This window comes from Streptomyces sp. NBC_01283, assembly GCF_041435335.1.
Lineage (GTDB): Bacteria > Actinomycetota > Actinomycetes > Streptomycetales > Streptomycetaceae > Streptomyces.
On the sequence record NZ_CP108430.1, the window covers coordinates 1,909,218 to 1,927,097 of the forward strand.

Here is a 17,880-nt window from a genome sequence, read left to right on the forward strand (position 1 = left end):
GTGGGCCGGGCGGGGGATGGTCGCGATCATGACACAGCAATACCGGCACGAATCCGTGTCCGACCCGCTCCCCACCCGGTCCCGCCGCCCCGTCCGGCAACTGCTCGCCGCGTCGGTGGGCAACGCCGTCGAGTGGTACGACTGGTACGCCTACACGTTCCTCGCCACGTACATCGCCGACCAGGTCTTCCCCAAGAGCTCGGGCAACTCCCTCGTACCGTTGCTCTCCACGTTCGCCGTCTTCGCCGTCGGCTTCTTCATGCGTCCCGTCGGCGGTCTTCTCATGGGCGCGGTCGCCGACCGGCGCGGCAGGCGCGCCGCGCTGACCGTCACGATCCTGCTGATGGGCGGCAGCAGTCTGCTGGTCGGCCTGACGCCGACGTACGCGTACGTGGGAGTGCTCGCGCCGGTCGTCCTCGTCCTTGCGCGGCTGCTCCAAGGCCTGTCCGTGGGCGGCGAGTTCGCGGCGTCGACGACTTTCCTCGTCGAGTCCGCCGGTCTCGGACGGCGCGGTCTCTTCTCCAGCTTCCAGTACGTGTCGACCAGCGCGGGGCAGCTCGCCGCGTCCGGCATAGCGGCCCTGCTCGTCGCCACGCTCTCCGACGGGCAGATGGACGGCTGGGGATGGCGGCTGCCGTTCGTCGTCGGCGCGGTGCTCAGCCTGGTCGGCTTCTGGATCAGGCAGGGCGCGTACGAGACCCATGAGGCGTCCCAGGACGAGGCCGAACGCCCCGGCCTGTTCGACGCCCTGCGCCTGTATCCGCGCCAGTCGCTGCTGATCTGCGGCATCACGGCCGGCGGCACGATCGCGTACTACACGTGGACGTCGTACCTTCCGACGTACGCCGAGCTGAACACCGACATCAGCAAGAGCCAGGCCCTGCTGTCCGGCACCCTCTCGCTCGCGTTCTTCGCGCTGCTCCAGCCCGTGGGCGGACTGCTCTCCGACCGCTTCGGCCGCAGGCCGCTCCTGCTCTTCTTCGGCCTCGGCTTCGCCGTCCTGAGCGTGCCGCTCCTTCGGTCCCTGAACGGCTCGTTCGCCTCGCTCCTGATGGTGCAGTGCGCGGGCATGCTGCTCCTCACCGGCTTCACGTCGATCTCGGCGGCCGTGAACGCGGAGGTGTTCCCCGCCCGGGTACGGGCCGCGGGCATCGGCTTCCCCTACTCCCTCACCGTCGCCCTGTTCGGCGGCACGGCCCCGTACATGGGCACGCTGTTCAAGGAGCTCGGAAACCCGGGTCTCTTCCCTTGGTACGTGGCCGCGCTCTGCCTGGTGTCATCGGCGGTGTACCTCAAGCTCCCGGAAACGGCCCACAAGGAGCTGGAACGCCAGCCGGAGCAGATCGGGCGAGCGGGATCACGGATCCATCACTGATTGCACAAAAAACCTTCACAACTGGCCTTGCAGGACTAGCGTCGTGCCTCTTTCCCGCACCAAGGGGGCACCATGACCAATCCCTGTCCCGCGCCGCCGTCGGCACCGAGACCCGCACCCAAGTGGGCACGCAAACGCTTCGTGCTCCCCGCCCTCGCGGTCACCTTCCTCATCGGCGTCGGGGCCGGTCTCGGTGACGACGGCAGCACCGACACGAAGGCTGCCGCGAAGAAGTCACCCTCGACTCCGACGGTGACGGCGACAGCTACGGCGACCGCGACCGAGACGGCCAAGCCGGAGCCCGCTCCCACGGTCACCAAGACCGTCAAGGCCACGAAGACGGTGAAGGCCACCGTCACCGCCCGGCCGGAGGCTGCCGATCCCGGGTCGGGCGGCAGCGGCTCCGGCGGGGGCGGCAGTGTCTCCTACGGGAACTGCAGCGAGGCCCGTGCCGCCGGAGCCGCGCCCGTGCACCGTGGTGAGCCCGGTTATGGACCGCACCTCGACCGCGACGGTGACGGGGTCGGCTGCGACACCTGAGCAGCCTCGCGGCCGAGCGGTTACGCCCCTACTGCTGGCGGGGGACCTCGCCGATCGATCGGCCCGCCCACTCCTGGGGTGCTTCCGTGAGGGCCGTCAGGTGGTCGCGGATCCCGTCCGGGAACGGGGCCGACTTACCCGCGTTCTGGTCGACGTGGAGGGCGAGGAGTTCGGTGGTCGCCACCGGGGTCGCGTCCTGGGGGATGTCCGCTTCCGGCTCCTTGACCACGTACAGCTCGTGGGTGAAGCGCGCCTTCTTGGCGTCCGCGCCGAGGATGCGGGTGCGGACGGCGAGGTGGGCGCCCTCCGCCACGTCGTCGAGATAGCGGATGTGTGCCTCGACCGTGTAGAGGGAGCAGCCGGTCGACTCGCGGTACCCCGCGTGCAGGCCCGTCTCGATCATCATGGCGTCGGTGGCGTAGCCGAAGACGAGGACGTAGAACGCCTCGCTCATGTGGCCGTTGTAGTCGATCCACTCGGGCCGCACGGTCCGGTGCAGGAGAGGCAGGGGCGTGATGGGCAGGGGCCCGGAAGGCAGGGAGTCGCTCACTTGGTGTCCTCCTGCGTGCGCTGCTGCGGCAGGCGTCCCGTCGCCCGCAGTACGTCGATGACTCCCTGGTCACGCTCGGCGACCAGGTCGGCGATGGTCCGCCCGTCCGCCGCGTCGTCGCATCCGGCGACCACGGCGTCGTACAGCTCCTTGTCGAGCTCGGGGGCTTCGAGGCGCGTCCACGGGGACTTCAGGGACGGGCCGAAGTGGTCGAGCATGTGCGCCATGCCGCCCTCACCGCCCGCGAGCGCGAAGGTGAGCATGGGGCCCATGAACGCCCAGCGCAGGCCGGGGCCTTCGGTGATCGAGTCGTCGATCTCCTTCACCGTGGCCTCGCCGTTGGCGACCATGTGCAGGGCCTCGCGCCAGAGGGCTTCCTGAAGGCGGTTGGCTATGAAGCCGGGTACTTCGCTCGCCATGGTGATCACGGACTTGCCCGCGACCTCGTAGAAGCGGGAGGTCCAAGTCACCGCGTGCGGGGCCGTCTTGTCGCCGCCGACCACCTCGACCAGCGGGATCAGATAGGGCGGGTTGAAGGGGTGTCCGACGACGAGGCGGCCCGGGTCGGCGGCCGTGGTCTGCATGTCGGTCATGGGGTAGCCGGAGGTGGAGGACGCGATGACGACTCCGGCGGGCGCGGCGGCGTCCAGCTGGGCCAGCAGGTCGCGCTTGAGCTCCAGCTTCTCGGGGGCGCTCTCCTGCACGAACTGGGCCTCGGCGACGGCCTCTACGAGGGTCGGTGTGACGCGGAGACGGTCCGGGGAAGCGCCTTCGGCGAGGCCGAGCTGGGTGAGCGCGGGCCAGGCGGCGTCGACCAGGCGGCGCAGCTTCTGCTCGGCGTCGGGGGCCGGGTCCCAGGCGGTGACGTCGTAACCGCGGGCGAGGTAGTGGGCGACCCAGCCGCCGCCGATGACTCCGGCGCCGACGCAGGCGATGCGGCGTACGTCCTCGGGGGCGCAGGGGGCGGGGGGTGTGGTGATGTCCTTCATGCGGGGGTCCTACTCGTCGTGGGGGGGGAAGCGATCAGGCGCGGGGCTTGAGGCCGAGCTTCTGGCGCGCCTCGTCCGGGGTGGCGACGCGCGAGCCGAGGTTCTCGGTGATCTGTACGGCACGCTCGACGAGTTGGGCGTTGCTGACCTTGTTGCCCTTGCCGAGGTAGAGGTTGTCCTCCAGGCCGACGCGGACCTGGCCGCCGAGCAGGATCGACTGGGCGACCCACGGCATCTGCATGCGGCCGAGCGCGAAGCTGGCCCACTGGGCGCCCTCGGGGAGCATGTTGACCATGGCCTGGAGGACGCCCGGGTCGGCGGGGGCGCCCCACGGGATGCCCATGCAGAGCTGGAAGACGGTGGGGTTGTCGAGCAGCCCTTCGGCGAGGAGCTGCTTGGCGAACCAGAGCTGACCGGTGTCGAAGATCTCCAACTCGGGCCGTACGCCCAGCTCCTGGATGCGCTTGGCGCCCTGGCGGAGCATGTCGGGGGTGGAGATGTAGAGGTTGTCGCCGAAGTTGAGGGAGCCGCAGTCCAGGGTGCAGATGTCGGGGAGCAGGTCCTCGACGTGCGGGAGGCGGTCCAGGCCGCCGACGAGGTCGGTGCCGGGCAGCTCGCCGAGGTCCTTCAGCGGCTGGACCGGGTCGATGACGAGGTCGCCGCCCATGCCCGCCGTCAGGTTGATGACGACGTCGGTGCCGGTCTCCTTGATGCGCTCGACGACTTCGCGGTACAGGCGGGGGTCGCGCGAGGGGTCGCCGGTCTCGGGGTCGCGCACGTGGATGTGCACGACGGCGGCACCAGCCTCGGCGGCCTCCACCGCGGAGGTGGCTATCTGCTCGGGGGTGACGGGGACGTGGGGACTCTTGCGTACGGTGTCGCCCGCGCCGGTGAGGGCGGCGGTGATGATGACGTCTTGATTCACGGGCATCGTGAACTCTCCCTCGGAGATGGGGTGTTGGTGCTGTGGTGAAATGACTGGGCGCGGCTGCGCGCGGTGTGTCTACGCGTGGCGTGGCGTGTCTACGCGCGGCACGGCGAGCGTCGCGTCGACGTATACGAGCAGCGCCTCGTGCATGTCGTCGGGGGTGGTGCCGTCGACGCCGGGGGCGGAGGCGAGCACCTGGGTCGCCAGGCCGTCGATCAGCGCGGTGAGCCGGAGTGCGGCGGACTGCGGATCGACGAGGCGGAACACGCCCTGGTCGACGCCGCGCCGGACGACGTCGGCGACCGTCGCGCGCCACTGCCGGTAGTACTCGGCGTGCAGGCGCCCCACGGCGGTGGAGCGGGCGGCCTCCGCCCACAGGTCCAGCCAGACGCTCCACTGCCAGCGCTGCTGCGGGGTGCGGGGGATCTGGAGCTCGATCAGCTGGCGCAGTTCGTCGGCGGCGTCGGCCGCGTCGGCGATGCGCGCCGCCCGGCGGGCGGTGTCCTCGTCCATGCACCAGCGGACTGCGGCCTCCAGGAGGTCGTCGCGGCCGGGGAAGTGGTAGTGGATGGCGGCGGTGCTGGTGGCGCAGGCCTCGGCGATGTCCGCGACGCGGACGGCGTGGAATCCGCGCTCGGCGACGAGCCGCACGGTCTCGCGGACGATCTGGAGGGGGCGTCCGCCTTCCGGGGCGGCGGGCGTGCGTTCCCGGCGGGCCGGGGGTGCCACGTTCTGGGTGCCCAGGAGCCAGCCCGCGTCCACGCCGCCGGTGTCGGCGATGCGGGCCAGCTCCGCGGCGGTGAAGCGGCGGGTGCCGCCGAGGGAGCGGGAGAGCTTGGAGGGGTCCATCACGATGCGCCGGGCGAATTCGCGCTGGGTCGCGCCGGCGTCGGCGATGACCTTGCGGACCCTGTCCGCGACCTCGGGGTCTTGCTGCATGGTCGGTCACGCTACCTGGGCGTTGTGCTGATCGCAATCTGCTGGAGCCAGTTTGCGCGCACTGGGTCACTGCTGACTACTGGGTTCCATTGATGTTGCGATCCTGACTGACGTATCAGTCACCACAATCGTCATCGGTCCCCGCACGCAACTCGGACGGGACCACACACACCCACCCACCCGCTCACCCCCTTCACCGCGGGGCAAACGGGTGGGTGGGAGAGATCCACCGCGAAGCGGCGGGACGGAGTCAGGCGACGTCAGGTCCAGTCCGCCACGCCGGCGACGAACTCGTCCAGGTAAGGGTCGGCGATCTTCACCGGCCCCAGCTGATGATGCTCCGCCGGGTCCACCGAGATCGCCCGTGCCCGTCCCGCGAGGGACTCCATCGCGGCCCGCTCCTTCGCGGCCCCCGCGTCGTCTCCCTGCTGGGCGGCGGTCAGCGCGGCGAGCCCGTGCCGCATCGCGGACCCCCACAGCTCCGTCGCGTCGAGCCACTGCTTCGCGTCGTGGAGGAACTGCTTGTCCGGCACCCCGGTACGCAGCACCGCGGGGACCTTCTCGATCTCCCTCGCCGTGGGGCGCAGCCCTCGTACCGCCCCGGCGGGATCACTCTCGTAGCGCTTCCAGAACGCGTCCAGCTTCGGCCCGAGAACCGGCGACTGCGGCTGCCAGTTCGACTCGCCGAACGTGGGCGCCGCGTGGTTGAGGTCCACGAACGTCTGGACCGCGTCGGCGACCCGCTCGTCGCCCCCGGCGAGATACAGCGCCGCCTGCCGCCCCGAACGCGCCCGCTCGTACCCCCGGTCGTTCCAGGAGAAGTCGTTCATGGTGAAGACGGCGAGCTTGCTGGCCCCCTCCTGGTTCATCGGGTTGGACACGATGCCGCTCAGGTGACCGGACAGACCGGGCTCGCGCTTGTCATAGGGCGCCAGCAGCAGCCGCCCCGCCGTACGCGCGAAGTCGTTGACGGGATAGTTGTCCCAGACGAACACCTTCCGCCCGAAGAGCTCGGCGGCCTTCTCCGCCTGAGTGTTGGTGATCTCCGGCGGGACCACGTCCGTGCCCGTCCACATCACCTCGACGGCGCCGTCGAGCTCGGCCCGCATCGTCTGCTTGTACGCGGTGTCCGTGAGGTCCCCGTACTCGGTGGGCACCATCTGCAGCGGATTGGCGCCCTCGCTCTTCGCGATGAAGTCCCGCTGGATGGTGTTGAGCAGCCCCACCTGCGCCTTGGCCGCGGGACCGCGGCCCGGCTCGCCGAACTTCGCCTTGTCGGCGTCGCAGTTCCACTTGGTGTAGCTGATGTCGTCGAGCGGCACCGAGAAGGACCGCACCCCGAGGTCGTACATCGCCTGGAGCTTCGCCGTCAGCGCCTTGACGTCGGCCGGGTCCGAGTAGCAGATGGAGCCGCCCGGCGAGACCGCGAACGTGAAGCGCACATGGTTGGCCGTCGCGCGGGCGATCAGCTTGCCGAGCTCGGTGAGCTTGTCCGCCGGGTACGGCTCGCGCCACTTCTCCCGGTGGTAGGGGTCATCCTTGGGCGCGTAGACATAGGTGTTGGCCTTGGTGTCGCCCAGGAAGTCCATCTGGTCCAGGCGTTCGGTCCCGGTCCAGGGCGGCCCGTAGAACCCTTCGATGCTGCCGCGCAGCGGCATGGAGGGGAAGTCGGAGATCTCGGCCCCCGCTATCCGCCCCTTCGCCATGAGCTGGCCGAGGGTCTGTGCCGCGTAGAACTGCCCGGTCGCGTCCTTGCCCCCGAGCGCGACGGTGCGGTGCTTCGCCCGCAGCGCGTAGCCCTCCGCCTGCTCCGGCGCCTTCGTCCCGCCGAGTGCCTTCGCGATGTCGGGGCGCGTCGCCGGGCCGAGCAGGACGGTCAGCGGGGCACGGCCCGACGCCTTGGCGCGTACGTCGATGTCGCGCACCCCGTGGGCGCGCAGCGTCTCGGTGACGCGACTTTGGGCCACTTCGTCCGTGTCGTCGCCGACGACGAGTTCGGCGCGCCGGGCGAGCGGTACGTCGTCGCCCGCCCGGGCCATGTGCTGCGGGGTCGGGGAGACGGCGGGGAGCCTGCGGGCCACGGTTTCCTCCTGGGTGGCCTTCCCCTGGGCCGACGCGGGCGCGGCGACCGCGGCGGGCGCCAGTGGGACGGCGAGGACGGCCAGCGCGAGAAGCGCCGTTCGCGGTCTGAGCGTGCGGGTGGGGCGGGGCATGGAACCTCCGGGCTTCGGGATGGGGGTGCGGGCGCGTCAGGTTGGCAACGTTGTCGAGGGGCGGGGGGGAGTTGCCGACGGCTGGCAGCCACCGAGCTAAAGCGCTTGAGCGCCAGCAGGCTAGATCGAGAAAGATGCCCTGTACAAGGGGGCGTCGGACGTCAAATTCCTTTGGTGACACAGGTATTGACGGGGCCTTGCTTCTGCCTCACCCTTCCGCCCGACCGAGGCTGGACCGCGCGGCGCGCGCCCTGGTGGCCGACTCCGGTTCGACGGCCATCACGCCCATGAGCCCGCAGTTCGTGATGGCGCTCGGGATCCCGCTCGGCCCGGGGCACCGGTGTGCTGATGTTTGAACGCCGCGGATCACGTAATGGTGTGACGCTGCGGCGGTCGCCGCATCGGCCGTCCTCGCGCGGGTAGTGCTCCGCTGCCCGTAAGCCGCCGTCGCGAGGAGTACGCCGTATGTCGCAGCCCTTTGAACTGCCCAGCTTCTACATGGTGCATCCCGCGAGCCTCAACCCCCATGTGGAAGAGGCGCGGGAGCACTCCAGGAAGTGGGCCCGTGACATGGGGATGCTGGAGGGTTCGGGCGTGTGGGAGCAGAGCGACCTGGACGCCCACGACTACGCGCTGCTGTGCGCGTACACCCATCCCGACTGTGACGGCCCGGCGTTGTCCCTGGTCACCGACTGGTATGTGTGGGTGTTCTTCTTCGACGACCACTTCCTCGAACTCTTCAAACGGACCCATGACCGGGAGGGCGGCAGGGCGTATCTGGACCGGCTGCCCGCCTTCATGCCGATGGACCCCTCCGCGCCCGTGCCGGAGCCGACGAATCCCGTCGAGGCGGGTCTGGCGGATCTGTGGGCGCGGACCGTGCCGTTCATGTCGCGTGACTGGCGGGCGCGGTTCGCCGAGAGCACGGAGAATCTGCTCAATGAGTCCCTGTGGGAGCTCTCGAACATCAACGAGGGCCGGATCGCCAACCCCGTCGAGTACATCGAGATGCGCCGCAAGGTGGGCGGCGCGCCCTGGTCGGCGGGGCTCATCGAGTACGCGACGGGTGCGGAGGTCCCTGCGGCCGTCGCCGGTTCCAGGCCGCTGCGCGTCCTCAAGGAGACGTTCTCCGACGCCGTCCACCTGCGCAACGACCTCTTCTCGTACCAGCGGGAGATCGAGGACGAGGGCGAACTCTCCAACGGTGTCCTGGTCCTGGAGAAGTTCCTCGACTGCAGCACGCAGGAGGCGGCGGACGCCGTGAACGACCTGCTGACCTCGCGGATGCAGCAGTTCGAGAACACGGCGCTGACCGAGCTGGCGCCGCTCTTCGCGCGGACCGGGCTGCCCCCGAAGGAGTGCGCGGACGTCCTCGCGTACACCAAGGGGCTACAGGACTGGCAGTCCGGCGGGCAGGAGTGGCACATGGTGTCCAGCCGCTACATGAACAAGGGCGGCGCCGCCGCGCGCTCGCCGCTCGCCGGGCCCACCGGCCCCGGCACGTCCGCCGCCGGGATCAAGGCGCTGATCGCCGCCACGGGTGCCGAGCGGCTGCGCGGCCATACGCATGTGCCCTTCCAGCGGGTGGGCCCGTCCCGGCTGCCAGATTTCAATCTGCCCTTCAAGACGCGTCTCTCGCCGTACCTGGAGGCCTCGCGCCCCCGCACCGTGCAGTGGGCGGCGCGCATGGGCATGCTCGAACCCCAGGCCGGTGTGCCGGGTTCGGACATCTGGGACGAGCACAAGCTGTACGGCTACGACTTCCCGCTCTGCGCGGCGGGCCTGCACCCGGACGCGGACCTCGAAGCCCTCGACCTGGGCTCGCAGTGGCTGACCTGGGGGACATACGGCGACGACTACTTCCCCGCGGTGTTCGGCAGGCGCCGCGACCTGGCGGGCGCGAAGCTCTGCGAAGAACGGCTCTCGCTCTTCATGCCGCTGGACCTCGCCGACATGCCGCCGGCGACGAGCGCGCTGGAGCGGGGCCTCGCCGACCTGTGGGAACGCACCGCCGCCCCGATGGACGAGAAGGCGCGCCGGACGCTGCGCACGGCCGTCGAGGTCATGACGGAGAGCTGGCAGTGGGAGCTGGACAACCAGGCGCAGAACCGTATCCCCGACCCCGTCGACTACATCGAGATGCGCCGCCTGACCTTCGGCGCCCCGCTCACGCTGAGCCTGTGCCGCCTGGGCCACGGACCGCAGGTCCCGCCGGAGATCTACCGGAGCGGCCCGGTGCGGAACCTGGAGAACGCGGCCGTCGACTACTCGGCCCTGATGAACGACGTCTTCTCGTACCAGAAGGAGATCGAGTACGAGGGCGAGATCCACAACGGCGTCCTCGTCGTCCAGAACTTCTTCGGCTGCGACTATCCGACGGCGCTCGGCATCGTCGACGACCTGATGCGGTCGCGCCTGAGCCAGTTCCAGCACATCGCGACCCATGAACTCCCGGTCCTGTACGACGACTTCGACCTGCCACAAACGACGCGGGACATTCTCGACGGCTATGTGCGCGAGCTGGAGAACTGGATGGCGGGCATCTACACCTGGCACCGCGACTGCCGCCGCTACCGCGAGGAACACCTGTCGCACGGCCCACTGCGGCCCCCGTCAGGCTTCGGCATGGCCGCCGTACGCCCGGACTGGCTGAGGGAGTTCGGCCTGGCCGCCGACCGCCAGATGGAGGAGACACTCGGCCGGGCGAGGGGCTGAAGGGGCCGCTGTCGCACTGCGGCGGGCCGCTGCCTCGGCCCGCCTCGGCTCCCTGCACGTCCCGCTCCCGGCCCGCTAGCGGGCGTCCCGGGGCTCCGGCAGGATTTGGTGGAGTCTCGGGTCGGGGTGCCGTTCGCGGTGCCACTCGCGTGGGTAGCCGACCGACACCTCCTGGAAGCGGACGCCGTCGTGCCAAGTGGTGCGGGGGATGTGCAGATGGCCGTAGACGACCGCCGCCGCCTCGTACTTCACGTGCCAGTCGGCGGTCAGTTCGGTGCCGCACCACAGGGCGAACTCGGGGTAGTGCAGGATCCGGGTGGGGTCGCGCACCAGCGGCCAGTGGTTGATCAGGACCGTGGGGAGGCCGGGTTCACGCCGGGCGAGCATCTCCTCGGTGAACGCCACGCGGGCGCGGCACCAGTCGTCGCGGCCCAGATAGGGGTCGGGATGCAGGAGCACCTCGTCGGTGCAGACGACGCCCGCCGTGTGCGCCGCCTCCAGCGCGTCCCGCTTCGCATACGTGCCTTCGGGGCGGAACGTGTAGTCGTAGAGCAGGAACAGCGGGGCCACGGTGACCGGGCCGCCCTCGCCGCGCCACACCGGGTAGGGGTCCTCGGGGGTCGCGGCGCCCAGGGAGCGGCACAGGTCGACGAGATGGCGGTAGCGGGCCTCGCCGCGCAGCTGGTTCGGGTCGTCGCGTGGCGTCCACAGTTCGTGGTTGCCCGGCGTCCACACCACCTTGGCGAAACGGTCGGTGAGGGTGCGCAGCGCCCATTCGACGTCGGCCATGCGCTCGGCGGTGTCGCCGGCGACGATCAGCCAGTCCTCGTCGGTCTCCGGGCGCAGGGACTCGAGGAACTTCCGGTTGTCGTCGTACGCGACGTGCAGATCGCTGATGGCGTACAACTTCGGTTTCTTCTCGCGTACTTGTGTCACTCAGTGAGGCTAACCGCAGAGCTGACCCCGCGTGGCGCGATCAGCTTCCTTCGCCGCGCGGGGCCGGAACCGGCTGCCGTCAGTGGTGGCCTTCACCGCCGCCCTGCTGGATCTGCAGGTACTCCTCGGGGGTCGCCTTGGGCACCTGTGCCGATGGTCCGTACATGGCCCGTCCCAGGCGTGCCCGCAGTCGCTCGCCCCGGGTGATCTTGCGTGCCACGCCGTGCGCGTCGACCGCCGGGCCGATCTCGAAGGGCTTGGGCTGCTCGTGCGCGGTGAGTTTGTACAGCTCTCCCTGTGAGAGCGGCACATGGACCTCTACGTACTCACCGTGCGGCAGACGTTTGATCGTGCCGCTCTCCCGGCCGTGCAGCGCCTTCTCGCGGTCGCGGAGCTGCAGCCCCATGCACCATCGATGGGTCACGAAGAAGGCGAGCGCCGGTCCGGCGAAGCAGGCGATCCGCACGAACCACGTGATCCCGTTGATGGAGAGATGGAAGTGCGTCGCCCAGACGTCGTTGCCGCCGCCGACCATCAGCACGGCGAACAGCGTCAGCCACGCCACACCGAGCCCGGTGCGCACCGGGGCGTTGCGGGGCCGGTCTGCGATGTGGTGCTCGCGTTTGTCTCCGGTGACCCAGGCCTCGATGAACGGATAGACGGCGATGGCCATCAGGATCAGCGGGAAGAGCGAGAACGGGATGAAGACGCCCAGTTGGAGCGTGTGCCCCCAGGCGTTGATCTCCCAGCTGGGCATCACCCGGATCAGGCCTTCGGAGAAGCCCAGATACCAGTCGGGTTGAGCGCCGGTGGAGACCAGATCCGGCCGGTAGGGCCCGATCACCCACACGGGGTTGATGGTGGCGATCGCGCCCATGAGCGCGAGGACACCGAAGACGAGGAAGAAGAAGCCGCCCGCCTTGGCGATGTAGATGGGCATGAAGGGCGCCCCGACCACGTTCTTCTCGGTCTTTCCGGGCCCGGCGAACTGGGTGTGCTTGTGGTAGAAGACCAGGATCAGGTGGGCGACGACGAGCCCCAGCATGATCCCCGGCAACAGCAGGACATGGACGCTGAAGAGCCGCGGAATGATGGCGTCGCCCGGGAACTCTCCGCCGAACAGGAAGAAGGAGAGATACGTCCCCACGATCGGGACGGACAGGATCGCCCCCTGCGCGAAGCGGATCCCGGTGCCCGAGAGCAGGTCGTCCGGGAGCGAGTATCCGGTGAGGCCGGTGATGATCCCGAGGAACAGCAGCGTCCAGCCGAACAGCCAGTTGACCTCGCGCGGCTTGCGGAAGGCGCCGGTGAAGAACACCCGCATCATGTGCACGAGCATGGCGGCGACGAAGACGACCGCGGCCCAGTGGTGGATCTGCCGGATCAGCAGACCGCCGCGCACTTCCATGCTGATGTCGACCGTGGACTCGAACGCCCGGGTCATCTGGATGCCCTTGAGCGGCGTGTACACGCCGTCGTAGATCACTTCGGAGCCGCTCGGCTCGAAGAAGAGCGTCAGATAGATGCCGGTGAGGATCAGGATCAGAAAGCTGTAGAGGCAGATCTCCCCGAACATGAAGGACCAGTGGTCGGGGAAGATCTTCCGCATCTGGCTCTTGGCCAGAGTGTTGATGCCGAGGCGACCGTCCGCCCAGTCGGCGACCCGCTCCCCCTTGCCGGCCGGAGCCGGTCGTTCGCTGTTCCGGGTGTGCTCGAAACGTCCACTCATCCGGCTACCCCCCTCAGGCGGCTACCACATTAGATCAAGGGGTACCGGGAGCCAACAGGGCCTCCACAACCGGTAGTTGACGATCATCGGATACGCAGGTCAGGCCCCTGCGCGGGTCATCAGGTCGCCTCCCGTACCAACTCGATCGCCCGCCCCAGCGTCGCGAGCCGCGCCTCCAGGCTCTCGCCCGCCGGATAGAAGCGGACCGTGTCCACGCCCGCGTCGCGCCACACCCTCAGCCGGGCGCGGACCATGTCCTCGGTACCGATGAGAGTGGTGGCGAGGACCATGTCGTCGGTGATCAGGGCCGCGGCAGCGTCGCGGTCACCGGACTGCCAGCAGGCGCGGACCTCCGCCGCGATGTCGGCCCAACCCTGCCTGCTGTAGGCGTTGTTGTAGTAGTTGGTGGTGGCGGAGCCCATGCCGCCCAGGCTGAAGGCGAGCTCCTTCTTGCGGCTCGCGACCATCGTGCGCAGGGCGTCCTCGTCGTCGGCGAAGGCCACTTCGGCACCCTGGCAGATGTTCAGGTCGCCGCGGGTGCGGCCGGAGGCGGCAAGGCCCGCGTCGAGGTGGTCGAAGTAGGCCTCCTTCGCTCCCTCCGGGACGAAGCTGGTGCCCAGCCAGCCGTCCGCGATCTCGCCGGTCAGGCGCAGCATCTTGGGCGAGAGGGTGGCGAGGTAGATGGGCAGTTCGTGCTCGGCGCGCATGGACAGGCGCATGGGCTTCGCCTCACCGCCGGGCAGCGGGAGGGTGAACTCCCGCCCTGCGTAAGAGATCTTCTCCCCCGTGGCCGCCTGGCGGATGATCTCCACGGTCTCCCGCATCCGGGTCAGCGGCCGAGCGAAGGGCACTCCGTGCAGGCCTTCGATCACCTGCGGCCCCGACGGTCCCAGCCCGAGGAGGAAGCGGCCCTCGGAGATGTTCGAGAGGGTGATCGCCGCGCGGGCGATGGCCGCCGGGGTCCGGGTCGCGAGCTGGATGATGCCGGAACCGAGCAGCATCCTCTCCGTGCGGGCGGCCAAGTAGCCCAACGGGGAGGGCGCTTCGGAACCCCACGCCTCCGCGACCCAGCAGATGTCCATCCCCAGCTTCTCGGCCTCGGTGACGAAGTCCACGGTCTCCCGCCAGTTCGCCCCGGACGCCTCGATGGTCGTCGACGTGCGCATCACGCGTCCGCCTCCCGGGAAGCGGCGCCCTCGGCCCCGGACGCGGCACCCCCTTCCCCGGACGCGCCGCCCTCGGCCAGTTCCTTGATCGCGTCCAGCGTGGCCGCCATGTTCTGCTCGAACTCCCGCATCCGTACGTACACGATCTTCTGCTCCTTCTCCGGCATCCGGTCGATCGCGCACGAAAGACCCGAGCGGCCCGGTCCCATCCGCATCCACTGGGTCAGCTCGGTCCCGCCGTCGTCCGCCGCCGCGAGGCTGAACCGCCAGACCGCGCTGGGGCGTTCGGGGTCCTCGACGGCCCAGGCGAACACGCGTGGGGCCTCGCACTCCACGACGTACGACGTGGTCTCCCACGCGCCGAACGACGCGTGCTCGCTGCGGCCGACGAACCGCGCGCCGACGACGGGCCAGGTCGTCCCGCCCAACCACTCGACCGACCGCAGTTCCGTGCTCAGGCGGGGCATGAGGCCGATGTCGGAGACGAGCTCCCACACGCGTTCCGGTGATGCGGCGATCCGTCTGCGTACCTCGGCCGTCGGCGTGTCCGCGTAGCGCGCGCCTGTCCACTCCATCGTGGTTCGCCTCTCTGTAGTCGCTGACCACGAGAGTTGCGTAGATAGACTCACTCGTCAAGAGTGCTGCCCCGTCAGCGGAGGAAGGGGTTCTACGGCCGTTCCGCGGCCGTCCCGCGCCCGTTCAGCGGCTGAAGCGGTCCCGGATGTCCGGCCGTTCGGCCAGTCGCGCCGGGTAACCGGGGCCGAGGCGCGGATGCGTGTCCGCGGCCGACATCGGCTCCTTGCAGTGGGCGCAGACCACCTCCGCCGCGGCCTCGTGCCCGCAGCGGTCGTGCTCGAAGACGACCGGCGCTCCCTCGTCGCCGCTCAGCCAGCGGTTGCCCCAGCTGTTCATCACGGCGAGCACACCGAAGAAGTCGCGGCCCTTCTCGGTGAGCACGTAGTCGTAGCGCACCGGTTCGCTCTGATAGGCGCGCTTTTCCATGAGGCCCTCGTCGACCAGGCGGCGCAGCCGGTCGGTCAGGGTGTTGCGCGCGATGCCCAGCTCCTGCTGGAAGACGTCGAACCTCTTGATCCCGTAGAACGCCTCGCGCAGCACGAGCGGCGTCCACCAGTCGCCCAGCAGGTCCATGGTGCGCGCGATGGAGCAGGGCCAGTTGGCAAAGGAGGTCCGCCTCATGCCGCAATGATACGAGAAGGGACCACGGATCCCGGTGGGTCTCGAAGCTGGACTCAGCAGCCCGCGGCGGGTGCCGGCGCCGTCACGTGACGTTCGACGCAAACGCGTCGCCCCCGTTGTGGAGCGGCCCGGAGGACTGATCAAGTGGCGATACTCGCTCTGCCCCACAGCCCGCAAGCCCGAAGCGCGCAAGACCGACAGTCCGAACGCGCGCACTCGTCGCACCGCCAAGCCGGAGGCCCCGTTGCTCTTCACATCCGTGGACGATGTCGCCACGCGGCTCGCCGATACGGGCTATCTGGCCTCGACCGCCGTGGCCACCACCGTCTTCCTGGCCGACCGGCTCGGCAAGCCGCTGCTCGTGGAAGGCCCGGCCGGTGTCGGCAAGACCGAACTGGCCAAGGCCGTCGCCGAGGTCGCGGACGCACGCCTGGTCCGGCTCCAGTGCTACGAGGGCGTGGACGAGTCCCGCGCGCTCTACGAGTGGAACCACGCCAAGCAGCTGCTGCGCATCACCGCGGGCCGCGACGAGTCCTGGGACGAGACGCGCACGGACATCTTCAGCGAGGAGTTCCTGCTCCCGCGCCCGCTGCTCACCGCCATCCGCGGCAGCGAGCCGAAGGTGCTCCTGATCGACGAGACCGACAAGGCGGACGTCGAGGTGGAGGGGCTGCTCCTGGAGGTCCTGAGCGACTTCCAGGTCACGGTTCCCGAGCTGGGCACCATCACCGCGACGCGCCGCCCGTTCACCGTCCTCACGTCGAACGCGAGCCGCGAGCTCTCCGAGGCGCTGCGCCGCCGCTGTCTCTTCCTCCACATCGGTTTCCCCGACGAGGAGCTGGAGCGCCGCATCGTGCGCCTGAAGGTGCCAGGACTCGACGAGGCCCTCGCACGGTCGGTCGTCCGCGTGGTCGGCGCGCTGCGTGCGATGGACCTGCGCAAGGTCCCGTCGGTCGCGGAGACCATCGACTGGGCCCGTACGCTCCTCGCGCTCGGCGCCGACTCCCTCGACGAGGACATCGTGCGCGACACGCTCGGCGTCGTCCTCAAGCACCAGGACGACGTGCTGAAGGCGGCGGCCAAGCTGGACCTGGACGCCGTGTGACCGCGCGGGCCACCGGGGTCCCGGAGCGGCTCACCGCACTCGTGCAGGCGCTGCGCTCGCACGGCATCCGGATCGGTACGGGCGAGACGGTGGACGCCGGGCAGGCGATCGAGGCCCTCGGCCTCGCCGACCGGGAGCGGGTACGGGAGGGGCTCGCCGCCGCGCTGCTGCACAGCGAGGGGCAGCGGCCGGTGTTCGACCCCGTCTTCGACCTGTACTTTCCGCGCGGGATCGGCGCTCCCGGCGCGCTGGACGGCTCCGACTCCGGCTCCGACTCAAGCCCCGGCTCGGGCCGGGAGTTCGACAGGGACGACCTGCGTGAGCGCCTTGCCGCCGCGCTCGCCGCCAACGACCAAGCGCTGCTTGCCCAGTTGGCGGCCGAGGCAGTCGACGGCATGGGCGGCTACGGGACACAGCCGGGCTCCGGAGGGAGCGGCGGGTCGGACGGCTGGTCGTCGCACCAGACGCTGTCCAGGCTCCGCCCGGAGACCCTGCTGGCCCGCATCCTCGCGGGCATCCGCGAGGGAACGGCCGAAGGCGAGTTCACCGACCGTCTCACCGCCGACGAGATCCGCCGCCGCATCGAGGGCTTCCGCGGCCTTGTGGGTGCCGAGGCCCGGCGCCGGGTCGCCGAGCGGCGCGGTGCGGACGAGATCGCGCGGCGGGCCATCGCCCCGACCGCCGACCGGGTGGACTTCCTCATCGCGGGCCGCGCCCAGCTCGACGAGCTCCGCAGGACGGTCCAGCCGCTGGCCCGCAAACTGGCGACGCGCCTGGCCGCGCGCCGCCGCCGTGCCGCCCGCGGCCACATCGACCTGCGCAGGACGCTGCGCGGTTCGCTGTCCACGGGCGGCATCCCGATGCGCCCGGTCCTGCGGCGGCGCCGCCCCGCACGCCCCGAACTGGTCCTCCTGTGCGATGTGTCCGGTTCAGTGGCGGGCTTCGCCAACTTCACGATGCTGCTGGTCCAGGCGCTGCACGACCAGTTCAGCAAGGTGCGGGTCTTCGCCTTCGTCAACCGCGTCGACGAGGTGACCGACCTCATCGCACGCGGCACGGCCGACCCCGAGGGCCTGGGCAGCCGCATCATCTCGGGGGCGGCCGTCACCGGCTACCACGGCAGCAGCGACTACGGCACCTCCCTGGGCGAGTTCGCCGAGCGCTACGCCGATGCGGTCACCCCGCGCTCCACGGTCTTCGTGCTCGGCGACGCCCGCACGAACATGAGCGACCCGAACGTCCCCGCCCTGCGCACCCTCGCCTCCCGCGCCCGCAAGGTGTACTGGCTCAACCCGGAGCGCCGCGCCCAGTGGCAGACCGGCGACTCGGCGGCCGGCACCTATGCGGAGCTCGTGGAGATGTACGAGTGCCGCAACGCGCAGCAGCTCAGCGCGCTGATCGCACGTCTGCTGCCGGTCTGAACGGAGGCGCGGCCGACCGTAAGCTGGCCGGGCGGGATTCGGTGGTCCGTGGTCGGTGACCGGCTGCCCGTGGCCGG

Annotated in this window: 15 protein-coding genes; 5 read left to right on the forward strand and 10 right to left on the reverse strand. The window is 70.1% G+C overall.

Annotation, left to right across the window (positions count from 1 at the left end):
- Positions 1–16: 16 nt before the first annotated feature.
- Complete coding sequence (locus OG302_RS08715; protein WP_371750060.1) at positions 17–1,375, forward strand: MFS transporter; 1,359 nt, start codon at positions 17–19, stop codon at positions 1,373–1,375.
- A 72-nt stretch (positions 1,376–1,447) separates the two neighbouring features.
- The gene (locus tag OG302_RS08720; RefSeq protein ID WP_371526234.1) at positions 1,448–1,915 is read left to right on the forward strand and encodes an excalibur calcium-binding domain-containing protein; all 468 of its coding nucleotides are present in this window, start codon (positions 1,448–1,450) and stop codon (positions 1,913–1,915) included.
- Between the two features lie 28 nt (positions 1,916–1,943).
- Here OG302_RS08720 and OG302_RS08725 read toward each other — a convergent pair whose 3' ends face one another.
- The 5 genes from OG302_RS08725 to OG302_RS08745 form a co-directional block, all read right to left on the reverse strand.
- Positions 1,944–2,432, reverse strand: a complete 489-nt coding sequence (locus OG302_RS08725) for a thioesterase family protein (protein ID WP_371750061.1) — start codon at positions 2,430–2,432, stop codon at positions 1,944–1,946.
- Between the two features lie 29 nt (positions 2,433–2,461).
- Positions 2,462–3,454, reverse strand: a complete 993-nt coding sequence (locus OG302_RS08730; protein WP_371526235.1) for a 3-hydroxyacyl-CoA dehydrogenase NAD-binding domain-containing protein — start codon at positions 3,452–3,454, stop codon at positions 2,462–2,464.
- A 34-nt stretch (positions 3,455–3,488) separates the two neighbouring features.
- Positions 3,489–4,385, reverse strand: coding sequence for a 3-keto-5-aminohexanoate cleavage protein (locus OG302_RS08735; protein ID WP_361830033.1), 897 nt, complete (start codon positions 4,383–4,385; stop codon positions 3,489–3,491).
- 72 nt (positions 4,386–4,457) lie between these two features.
- The gene (locus OG302_RS08740) at positions 4,458–5,321 is read right to left on the reverse strand and encodes a TetR/AcrR family transcriptional regulator (protein WP_371526236.1); all 864 of its coding nucleotides are present in this window, start codon (positions 5,319–5,321) and stop codon (positions 4,458–4,460) included.
- Between the two features lie 260 nt (positions 5,322–5,581).
- Positions 5,582–7,534 (reverse strand): beta-N-acetylglucosaminidase domain-containing protein, encoded by a 1,953-nt coding sequence (locus OG302_RS08745; protein ID WP_371526237.1) that lies wholly within the window; start codon positions 7,532–7,534, stop codon positions 5,582–5,584.
- Positions 7,535–7,999: 465 nt separating this feature from the next.
- On the opposite strand from OG302_RS08745, the gene OG302_RS08750 reads away from it, so the two are divergent.
- Complete coding sequence (locus tag OG302_RS08750) at positions 8,000–10,249, forward strand: germacradienol/geosmin synthase (RefSeq protein ID WP_371526238.1); 2,250 nt, start codon at positions 8,000–8,002, stop codon at positions 10,247–10,249.
- A gap of 75 nt (positions 10,250–10,324) precedes the next feature.
- Here the strand turns inward: OG302_RS08750 and OG302_RS08755 are convergent, their stop codons facing one another.
- The 5 genes from OG302_RS08755 to OG302_RS08775 all read right to left on the reverse strand — a co-directional run bounded on the left by OG302_RS08755 (position 10,325) and on the right by OG302_RS08775 (position 15,277).
- Positions 10,325–11,185 carry a metallophosphoesterase gene (locus OG302_RS08755; RefSeq protein WP_371526239.1) on the reverse strand — a complete coding sequence of 287 codons (861 nt, stop codon included), beginning with the start codon at positions 11,183–11,185 and terminating at the stop codon, positions 10,325–10,327.
- A gap of 79 nt (positions 11,186–11,264) precedes the next feature.
- Positions 11,265–12,914: a cytochrome bc complex cytochrome b subunit gene (locus tag OG302_RS08760; protein WP_371526240.1), complete on the reverse strand. Its 1,650-nt coding sequence runs from the start codon at positions 12,912–12,914 to the stop codon at positions 11,265–11,267.
- Between the two features lie 119 nt (positions 12,915–13,033).
- A complete protein-coding gene (locus OG302_RS08765; protein ID WP_371526241.1) occupies positions 13,034–14,080 on the reverse strand; it encodes an LLM class flavin-dependent oxidoreductase in 1,047 nt (348 codons plus the stop codon).
- Positions 14,080–14,655 (reverse strand): SRPBCC family protein, encoded by a 576-nt coding sequence (locus OG302_RS08770; RefSeq protein ID WP_371526242.1) that lies wholly within the window; start codon positions 14,653–14,655, stop codon positions 14,080–14,082. Before OG302_RS08770 ends, OG302_RS08765 begins: the two co-directional genes overlap by 1 nt.
- Before the next feature lie 124 nt (positions 14,656–14,779).
- A complete protein-coding gene (locus tag OG302_RS08775; protein WP_371526243.1) occupies positions 14,780–15,277 on the reverse strand; it encodes a winged helix-turn-helix transcriptional regulator in 498 nt (165 codons plus the stop codon).
- Between the two features lie 244 nt (positions 15,278–15,521).
- Here OG302_RS08775 and OG302_RS08780 point away from each other — a divergent pair, with 244 nt between their 5' ends.
- Positions 15,522–16,382, forward strand: coding sequence for an AAA family ATPase (locus OG302_RS08780; RefSeq protein ID WP_371526244.1), 861 nt, complete (start codon positions 15,522–15,524; stop codon positions 16,380–16,382).
- Entirely contained in the window at positions 16,379–17,803 is a 1,425-nt protein-coding gene (locus OG302_RS08785) for a VWA domain-containing protein (RefSeq protein ID WP_371526245.1), read from the forward strand. The genes OG302_RS08780 and OG302_RS08785 overlap by 4 nt, the downstream gene beginning before the upstream one ends.
- Positions 17,804–17,880 lie beyond the last annotated feature (77 nt).

Coding starts and splice junctions, on each gene's coding strand:
- OG302_RS08715 (WP_371750060.1), top strand. CDS start 17: ATGGTCGCGATCATGACACAGCAATACCGGCACGAATCCGTGTCCGAC.
- OG302_RS08720 (WP_371526234.1), top strand. CDS start 1,448: ATGACCAATCCCTGTCCCGCGCCGCCGTCGGCACCGAGACCCGCACCC.
- OG302_RS08730 (WP_371526235.1), bottom strand. CDS start 3,454: ATGAAGGACATCACCACACCCCCCGCCCCCTGCGCCCCCGAGGACGTA.
- OG302_RS08735 (WP_361830033.1), bottom strand. CDS start 4,385: ATGCCCGTGAATCAAGACGTCATCATCACCGCCGCCCTCACCGGCGCG.
- OG302_RS08740 (WP_371526236.1), bottom strand. CDS start 5,321: ATGCAGCAAGACCCCGAGGTCGCGGACAGGGTCCGCAAGGTCATCGCC.
- OG302_RS08745 (WP_371526237.1), bottom strand. CDS start 7,534: ATGCCCCGCCCCACCCGCACGCTCAGACCGCGAACGGCGCTTCTCGCG.
- OG302_RS08750 (WP_371526238.1), top strand. CDS start 8,000: ATGTCGCAGCCCTTTGAACTGCCCAGCTTCTACATGGTGCATCCCGCG.
- OG302_RS08760 (WP_371526240.1), bottom strand. CDS start 12,914: ATGAGTGGACGTTTCGAGCACACCCGGAACAGCGAACGACCGGCTCCG.
- OG302_RS08765 (WP_371526241.1), bottom strand. CDS start 14,080: ATGCGCACGTCGACGACCATCGAGGCGTCCGGGGCGAACTGGCGGGAG.
- OG302_RS08770 (WP_371526242.1), bottom strand. CDS start 14,655: ATGGAGTGGACAGGCGCGCGCTACGCGGACACGCCGACGGCCGAGGTA.
- OG302_RS08775 (WP_371526243.1), bottom strand. CDS start 15,277: ATGAGGCGGACCTCCTTTGCCAACTGGCCCTGCTCCATCGCGCGCACC.